The sequence below is a fragment of the Dietzia timorensis genome (genome assembly GCF_020742175.1).
Lineage (GTDB): Bacteria > Actinomycetota > Actinomycetes > Mycobacteriales > Mycobacteriaceae > Dietzia > Dietzia timorensis_A.
The window spans coordinates 1-5,274 of the sequence record NZ_DYXM01000130.1; the positions used below are offsets into that span (position 1 = coordinate 1).

Consider the following 5,274-nt stretch of genomic DNA (forward strand, 5'->3'; position numbering starts at 1 on the left):
GATTTGGCGAGCGTGCCGATGAGGTCGATGACCTCCTCGCGCGACATGCCGATGCCGTTGTCGGTGACCGTCAGCCGGCGCGCGGAATCGGACGCTCCGCCGTCAGCGATGAGCTCGATGTGCAGGTCAGAGGTATCCACGCCCGGAAGCTCCTCGGTAAGCGCGGCGAGGCGCAGCTTGTCGAGCGCATCCGAGGCGTTCGAGATGAGCTCGCGGAGAAACGTGTCCGGATTCGAGTACACAGAGTGGATCATCAGGTCCAGCAGCTGCCGGGTCTCGGCCTGGAATTCGCGCTTTTCCTGGCCGCCAGTGGTGGTGCTCAACGAGGTCCCCTTTCGCGTGGTGCGGGTAGGTATTTTCTTTCCGTGGAAATAGTTATACCCGCGCCGGCCCGCTTCCTCTTCCAGGAGGTAAGCGGTCCGGCGCGGGTATCGAAGTGCGCGGGGCTATCGGCCGTTACGGTGCGGGCGCAGGTGCGGGCTCGCCGAGGTCCTGACCCATTTCCGCTCCGGGCACCGGAGCACCCTCGGCCGGCGGTGCGCCTTCCGGAGCCGGGGCGGGCGCGCCCTCCTCGGGCATCCCTTCGGGTGCGACCCCGCCGGCCTCGGGCGCGGGGACGAATTCGGGCTCGGGAGCCGGGGCCTCCGGCGCCTCACCCGCGGCCGGGTCCTCCGCCGGAGCCTGCTCGGGAGCCGGCATGACCGCGGAGGACTCGACGGGTGCCGTGGTCTCGGTGTTCTCGGCGGGCTGGTCGGAATCGTCCCCTCCGGATAGCAACGCCCACGCGATGAGCGCGATAGCGATGATCGCGACAACGCCGATGATGATGCCGATGATCTTGCCGTTGGAGGAACCGCGCGGAGCGCCTGCGGCGGCCTGGCCCTGCGTCTCTTCGCCGCGGTGGACGTCCTGCTGGTAGGGCGGCTCGTATCCGGCCTCGTGACGCGAGCCGTGGTGGCTCGCGTCGTTTCCGTGCATCGGCTGTGGGTAGCCGGCCGGGAACGCGGTGGTCGGCGCGTTGTCGCCATACCCCTGGTGCGGGAGCTGCTCGTGATCGGGCCCCTGCGGGATCTGCGTGGTCTGGGCATCGGGGTCGCCCGGGTATCCGCCCCGTTGCTGGCCGGGCTGGCCGAACTGCTGCGGGTTGCCGTAGCCAGAACCGCCCTGTGGCCGACCGTTGCCGTTGCCCTGGGAGCCGAATGCGCCCTGCCCCGGCTGCTGCCCCTGCCCCCAAGACTGCTGTCCGGGGCCTGCCGCATGCTGCGGGTTGTGGTTTCCGCCCTGCGGCACCTGTGGGGTCTGCTGGCCCGGCGCGGCCGCGTGCTGCGGGCCCTGCGAACCGGCATCCGCGTTACCGGGGTGTCCCTGCGGACCGCCTGGGTAAGTGCCTTCTTCAGGGTAGGGTCCACCGGTTCCCTCACCGTTCGGATGCGATCCGAACCGGTTCCCGTTGTCGTTCGGGGGCTTCGTCATTCGATCCTCCACGTACTTCTAGGGATTTTCTTTACTTGTAGAGTAACTGCACTTCACGTTTCCATCGCCCACGTTGCCCTCATTCGACACGACTACTTCGCCGTCGACGAGGATTTCGCACGACGCGTTGAAGTCGGAGTCCCCGTAATCGACCGGTGCGACGAGCACGGACGTGTACGAGATTCCCGAGCTGCCCGTGGTGTTCTCTCCCGTCCATTCGGTGCCCACGTTCTGGAATCCTTCGGGGGCGTTGTCGGGACCATGGAAGGACACTTCTACGTCCCTATCAGCGCGAACGTTCACGGTGATCTGCTTGTCAGGCGCGCTCTGAGTTGTCACCTCGCCTTCCTCAGCTCCGCCCGCAGCGGCGCTCTCGGTCGTGCTCGGCGCCGCGCTCGTCGACTCGGAGCCACTGCTTCCCCCAGCTTCACTGCTCGGCGAGGCCTGGCTCGTCTCCGTCGCCGCGGCGGGATCTTCGTCGTCCCCACCGCGTGTCAGGAAATACGTCGCCGCAGCCGCGATGAGTACGAGCACCACGATGATCCCGGCGATAGCCAGCAGCGGGCCCTTGTTTCCACCGCCCGAGTTGTTTCCGTCGCCCGGCGTGCCGAAGCTGCCGTAGCCTCCCGGTCCGCCGGGTCCGTTCGGTCCTCCAGGCCCATTCGGCCCGCCTGGCCCGTTGCCACCCGCGTTTCCGCCCTGCCCGGCCCCGCCGTAGGCGCCGGAATAGGCGCCCGCACCGGCGCTGCCGTAGCCCTGGCCACCTTGACCGCCCTGGCCGTACGGGTTCTGCGCGCCCGAGCCGTGCCCATACTGCCCGGGACCGCCCTGGCCCTGGCCCTGCCCGGGATTGCCGTAGGGCCCACTACCGCCAGAGCCTCCGCCATTGCCGTACTGCCCCTGCCCGTACGGATTCGCCCCATACGGCTGCGAGTTTCCCTGGCCTGCCGCACCCGAGGCCGGCGGGTATCCGCCGCTGTTATTCTGCGCCCCGCCGTAGCGGTTGGCGTCGCCGTACGGCTTCGGCGTCTCGCCGGATCCGTAGTTCGGCCCGCTTCCGGGGTAGGGCGATCCATTGGGCGGTTGGGACATTATTCTCTACCTCTTCGTGTCGTTTTTCTGGGCGCTTCGTCTCGTCCTCGGAACCTGTCGACGCGCCCGCTCTCGGCCTTATCCACGCATGCGCGGCAGCGTCTCTTCTGTATCGTGCCCTGTGCATGCTGGCGAGGCCACCGTTTTCTCGGCATCCTCACACTTTTTTCTGAGCATCGGACAGGCAAAAAAGTTCCCGCCCCTCCCGTTCGGCGCGTAAAGCAACCACTTCGGGAGGGGCGGGATCTTCGCCCTACGGGATTCGGTTATGTATGACGGCGGAGTCCCTTAGACCCCCAGGCGCCCCTTGAGCGCGCCGAACTGTCCGTAGACCTCCTCGGGGACGCGGTCGCCGAGGAACTGCAACCATTCGGCGATGCCGGGGATTTCCTCACGCCACTCGTCCTCGTTGACGGCGAGCGCCTTGTCGACCTCTTCCGCGGAAACGTCCAGGCCCTCGATGTCGATCTGCGAGGAATCCGGGACGACACCGATCGCGGTGTCTTGGCCTTCGGCCTTGCCTTCGATGCGCTCGACGATCCACTTGAGCACGCGAGTGTTCTCGCCGAACCCGGGCCAGATGATCTTGTTGTTCTCGTCCCGGCGGAACCAGTTGACGAGGAAGATCTTCGGCAGCTTGTCCGCGTCGGCCTTCTCGCCGATGTTGATCCAGTGCTGCAGGTAGTCACCGACGTTGTAGCCGATGAACGGCAGCATGGCCATCGGGTCGCGGCGGACCTGGCCGACGATGCCCTCGGCGGCGGCGGTGCGCTCAGAAGACAGCGTCGCTCCGACGTAGACGCCGTGCTCCCAGTCGAAGGATTCGGCGACCAGCGGGACCGTGGTCTTGCGGCGGCCACCGAACAGGATGGCCGAAATCGGCACTCCCTCGGGGTTGTCCCACTCGGGAGCGAGCGAGGGGCACTGATCCATCGGGGTGCAGTAGCGGGAGTTCGGGTGCGCAGCCTTGTCGTCAGAGGCCGGGGTCCACTCGTTTCCGCGCCAGTCGGTGAGGTGCTCGGGGCTGCCCTCGAGGCCTTCCCACCACACGTCGCCGTCGTCGGTCTTGGCAACGTTGGTGAACACCGTGTTGCCCTTTTCGATGGTGTACATCGCGTTCGGGTTGGACGAGTAGTTCGTTCCCGGCGCGACACCGAAGAATCCGGCCTCGGGGTTGACGGCGTAGAGGCGGCCGTCCTTGCCGAATCGCATCCAGGCGATGTCGTCGCCGCAGGTCTCGGCCTTCCAGCCGGGGAGCGTCGTCTGAATCATCGCGAGGTTGGTCTTGCCCGCAGCCGACGGGAAGGCTGCGGCAATGTAGTACACCTTGCCCTCGGGGCTGGTGAGCTTGAGGATGAGCATGTGCTCGGCGAGCCAACCCTCGTCATGCGCCATCGCCGAGGCGATGCGTAGCGCGTAGCACTTCTTGCCGAGCAGGGCGTTGCCGCCGTAGCCGGAACCGAAGGACCAGATTTCGCGATCCTCGGGAAAGTGCGTGATGTACTTGGTTTCGCTGCAGGGCCACGGCGAATCCTTCTCGCCCTCGGCGAGCGGTGCGCCGACGGAGTGCAGCGCCTTGACGTAGTTGCCGTTGTCGCCGATCTTCTCGAGCGCCGCGGTGCCCATCCGGGTCATAATGCGCATCGACGTGACGACGTATTCGGAGTCGGTGATCTCGACGCCGAGCTTCGGATCCTCGGCGTCGAGCGGGCCCATGCAGAACGGGACGACGTACATCGTGCGGCCGGCCATGCAGCCGCGGTACAGCTCGGTCATCTCCGCGCGCATTTCGGCCGGGTGCACCCAGTTGTTGGTGGGGCCGGCATCTTCTTCGGTCTTCGAGCAGATGAAGGTGCGCGATTCCACGCGGGCGACATCGGCCGGGTCCGAGAGGGCGAGGAACGAATTCGGCTTCTTCTCCTCGTTGAGCTTGACGGCCGCGCCGGACGAGACAAGCTGCTCGGTAAGTCGGTCCCATTCTTCCTGGGACCCGTCAACCCACACCACACGCTTGGGCGTGGTGAGATCAGCGATCTCCTTCACCCAAGCGATGAGCTCCTCATGCTTTGTAGGGGCGTCGGAAATTCCCGGCACGGTGCTTGTCATGTCGCTAGCGCTCCTTATGTACCTTGATGTACCTGTTACGTCATGAAATTCACACGAGGTTCGGCGTAAACGTAGGCATCACTGTTCCACATACCAGGATACGGAACGCGATCGTCCTACGGAAACACGGGAGAAGGCGCCTCGCGGGGCGCCATCCGGCGGGAACCGGAAGTTCCCGCGCGGAATACCTATTCTCGCTGTGCCCGAACCACAAGTTCAGCCTGTTCACAACCCGTTCCCATGGAGCATACGTCGCATAGTCCGCCGCACCTCCAGCGTGTTCCAGTACGACGATAATCCACCCATCTGCGGACCGCGAACCACGTGTTAGTGATCCGTGGCACACAATGGTGAACATGGGTACAGCCAGGAACATGAACACGACAGCCGGTGGCGACGCGAAGCGACGCGGACGGATTGGCCTGTGGAGCGCCTCGTTCGGAGGCGTTGAGATTCCACGCCTTCGTGACATCGTCGCCGAACTCGACTCACAGAGCTGGGAGTCACTGTGGTTCGGTGAGGCGATCGGACGCGAGGCATTTGTCCAGGCACAGATACTCCTGGAGGCCAGCGAGCGTATGCGGATCGGCACGGGAATCGCCA

Annotated in this window: 3 protein-coding genes and 2 pseudogenes; 1 reads left to right on the forward strand and 4 read right to left on the reverse strand. The window is 65.7% G+C overall.

What is annotated here, in order from left to right:
* From K8V11_RS07090 to K8V11_RS07105, 4 genes and pseudogenes are all read right to left on the reverse strand, one after another.
* Window positions 1-254: pseudogene (locus K8V11_RS07090) on the reverse strand (ATP-binding protein); the annotation flags it as partial.
* Between the two features lie 202 nt (window positions 255-456).
* Window positions 457-1,473 carry a hypothetical protein gene (locus K8V11_RS07095; RefSeq protein ID WP_303912058.1) on the reverse strand — a complete coding sequence of 339 codons (1,017 nt, stop codon included), beginning with the start codon at window positions 1,471-1,473 and terminating at the stop codon, window positions 457-459.
* 18 nt (window positions 1,474-1,491) lie between these two features.
* Window positions 1,492-2,565, reverse strand: a complete 1,074-nt coding sequence (locus tag K8V11_RS07100; protein ID WP_303912060.1) for a hypothetical protein — start codon at window positions 2,563-2,565, stop codon at window positions 1,492-1,494.
* 288 nt (window positions 2,566-2,853) lie between these two features.
* On the reverse strand, window positions 2,854-4,671 hold the full coding sequence (locus K8V11_RS07105; protein WP_303912062.1) for a phosphoenolpyruvate carboxykinase (GTP): 1,818 nt from the start codon (window positions 4,669-4,671) through the stop codon (window positions 2,854-2,856).
* A gap of 356 nt (window positions 4,672-5,027) precedes the next feature.
* On the opposite strand from K8V11_RS07105, the pseudogene K8V11_RS07110 reads away from it, so the two are divergent.
* A pseudogene (locus tag K8V11_RS07110) lies at window positions 5,028-5,274 on the forward strand (hypothetical protein); the annotation flags it as partial.